This window comes from Xanthomonas sp. SHU 308, assembly GCF_000364645.1.
GTDB lineage: Bacteria > Pseudomonadota > Gammaproteobacteria > Xanthomonadales > Xanthomonadaceae > Xanthomonas_A > Xanthomonas_A sontii.
This window is the reverse complement of record NZ_AQOK01000644.1, coordinates 1-2,791: the sequence shown is the minus strand read 5'-3', so window position 1 is coordinate 2,791 and position 2,791 is coordinate 1. Positions and strand designations below refer to the sequence as shown.

The window sequence follows — 2,791 nt, the reverse complement described above, 5'->3', positions numbered from 1 at the left end:
CCCAGCGGCGCGCCGACGCCGCCGACCACCTGCGGCACCTGGCCGGTACCTGGGTCGATCTGCTGGTACTGGCCGGGCACGCTGCCGGCGGTCAGCACCGCCTGCGCCGTGCCGGCCTGGACCTGGCTGCGGCCGCCGCTGCCGGCGCCGCCGAGTTGGGCCTGCACGCCGCTGGCCTGGACCTGGGACGCAGTGGCGCTGCTGCCACCGACCAGGGTGGCCTGGCCGTCGTCGATGCGGATGGCACCCAGGCTGGCGGTGGCGATATGGTTGCCCACGTTGGCCTTGGTCGGCGTCGCAGCGGTCTGCGCCTGCACGGCGATACCGCCGGCGCCGTCGGCGCTCATCGTGCCGTACCGGTTCAGGGCCCCGCCCTGGGTGGCGTTGAAGGACGCGCCGCCGATGCTGCGGCCGTCGCTGCCGACCGCGCCGTTGCTGATGGTGGCGCCGCTGATGGACACACCCTGGCCGCCGGTCATGTTGGCGGCGAGGGCGATGTAGCTGGAGTCGACGGTGGTGCTGGATAGTTCCACCTGCGTCTCGTCGTACCCGCAGATCGGTTTTTTGCCCTTGTTGATTCCCGATACAGGCGTTCCCGCACAGTCGTCGATGTAGGCAGTGACCTTGTGCTCCACATCGCGCTGAACAACCTGCTGCTTCAGTGCCAGCGCCTGGTTCGCCACGGACTCGTTGCCAGTGACCATGCCGTCGTAAAGACCTGCGACACCGCGCTGGTTGACCATCAGCGCGCCAGCAGCAGCAATCGTCGATGCATTGTTGGTCACGCTGCCGGACAGGGCGATGTTGCCACCGGCCGCGATGCGCCCTTCGGCGCTAGCCGCGATCAGACGTTCGCGCTGCTCAACAGAATAGCTGCGGAATACGCCTGGCGCTTCGCCACGATACGGGTAATAGATGTAGTACGGGACCTTGGGATAGACGATGCTTCTGCTGTCGATCCGCTCGCTCGGCATCGCTGCATTAGCCGCTGCTTTGTCCGCATCCGACAGCGGGCCGGTCTGGGTATTCAGCACCCTTCGCCGATTGTTGATCTGGTTCGCCGCGATCAGGATGCTGCCATCGGCCTCGATGCTGCCGGAGACGTTGTCCAGCGTGCCGGTGCGCGCGGTGAGGGTACCGTTGCCGTCGCGCGCGGCGCCGATGGCGATGTTGCCGAGGCTGAAGATCTTCGCGTCGCGGTTGACCAGTTGGTCGCGCACCAGCAGGGTCATGCCGCTGGTGGCGCCGATCAGCGCGCTGCCATAGGCGGCGTTGTCGGTGGCGCCGCCCAGGTCGGCGCCGTTGACCAGGGTGCCGGTGTCCACCAGCACGTTGCCGCCGACCAGGCTGCCGGTGTTGGACACCGACCCGGCCGTGACCTGCAGGTTGCCGCTGGCGGAGAGGTCGCCGGCGTTGCTGACGCTGCCGCCGGTGTTCAACTGCACGTTGCCCGAGCGCATGCTGGCGCCGGCCACGTTGTTGATGCTGCTGGCATTGATGCCGAGGCTGCGCCCGGCCTGCAGCGCCGAGGCGTTGACGAAGTTGCCGCCCACCGCAAGGCGGAAGTCGCCGTTGCTGGTGATGTCGGCACCGGCGCGATGGGTGTAATCGCTGCGGATGGTCAGGTCGAGCAGGTTCTGGCCGAGGATGCTGCCGCCGCCGTCGAAGCCGACGGTGTCGATCACCACGTCGCCCGCGCCGCCGGCGCTGCTGCCGGCGCCGATCTGCCCGCCGCTATTGCTCAGGCTCTGCAGGGTCAGGCGCACCGCCTGTTCGGCCTTGATCCTGCCGTTGCGGTTGTCGAGCGTGGCGCCGCTCCGCTGCAACAGCATGCTGGCGCCGGCGTAGACGCTGCCGCCCTGGTTGTCGAGCGCATTGGTGTTGGCGACCAGGTCGCCGCCAGCCACCAGTTGCCCGCTGCCGTTGGCGATGCTGGCGGCGTCGAGCACCACGCTGCCGCGCCCGCCCAGGCTGCCGCCGACGTTGCGCAGGTCGCCGCCGGTGGTGAGCCGGGTCAGGCCGCCGCCGTTGTTGACGATGCTGCCCTGGCTGTTGTCGATGCGGCCGCCGGACAGGGTCATGGCGTTGCCGCTGTCGAGCTGGCCGCCGCTGTTGAGCAACGCGCCGGTGACGGCGAGGCTGAGGTCGCGGGCGGCGCCGATGCGGCCGCTCTGGTGATTGTCGAGCTGGCCGCGCGCGGTCAGCGCCAGGTCGCGCCCGGCTTGCAAGGTACCGCCGCTGTTGCTCGCGTTCTCCGCGTTCAGCGTCAGATCGGTGCTGGCGCCGATCACGCCCGCGTCGTTGTTCAACGTATGCGCCAGATCCACGCGCAGGTCGCCACCCGCACCACCGCTGCTCAGCGCCTGCATGGTGCCGCCGCGGTTTTCGAGGCTGTCGGCGCGCAATACCAGGCTGCCGCCGGTGGCCTGCACCACGCCGAGGCGATTGTCGAGCGCACCGTTGCCCAGTTGCACATTCAAGCCGCGTGCGGACACGCTGCCGCCGATGTTGCCCAGGCCGGCCGCGGTGACGCTGGCATCGCCGGCGGCGGCGATGGCGCCGCCCTGGTTATCGAGCGTGTTGCCGGTGCTGAGCTGCAGCTGGCCCTGGGTGAGGATGCGACCGCCGGCATTGCCGAGGGCGCCGCTGCTGCTGACCGTGAGCGTGCCGCTGCCGGCGTGTTCGATGCGCCCTTGCGCGTTGTTGATCGACGCCGCGCCCAGTTGCAGGTCGCCGCCGTTGCTGACCAGGCGGCCGCTGCCATTGTCGAACGCGCCGGTGACGGCGATAC

1 pseudogene is annotated in these 2,791 nt (G+C 69.5%); it reads right to left on the bottom strand.

Annotated features, from left to right (window positions below):
- Positions 1–2,791 (bottom strand): annotated as a pseudogene (locus D588_RS25275) (filamentous hemagglutinin); the annotation flags it as partial.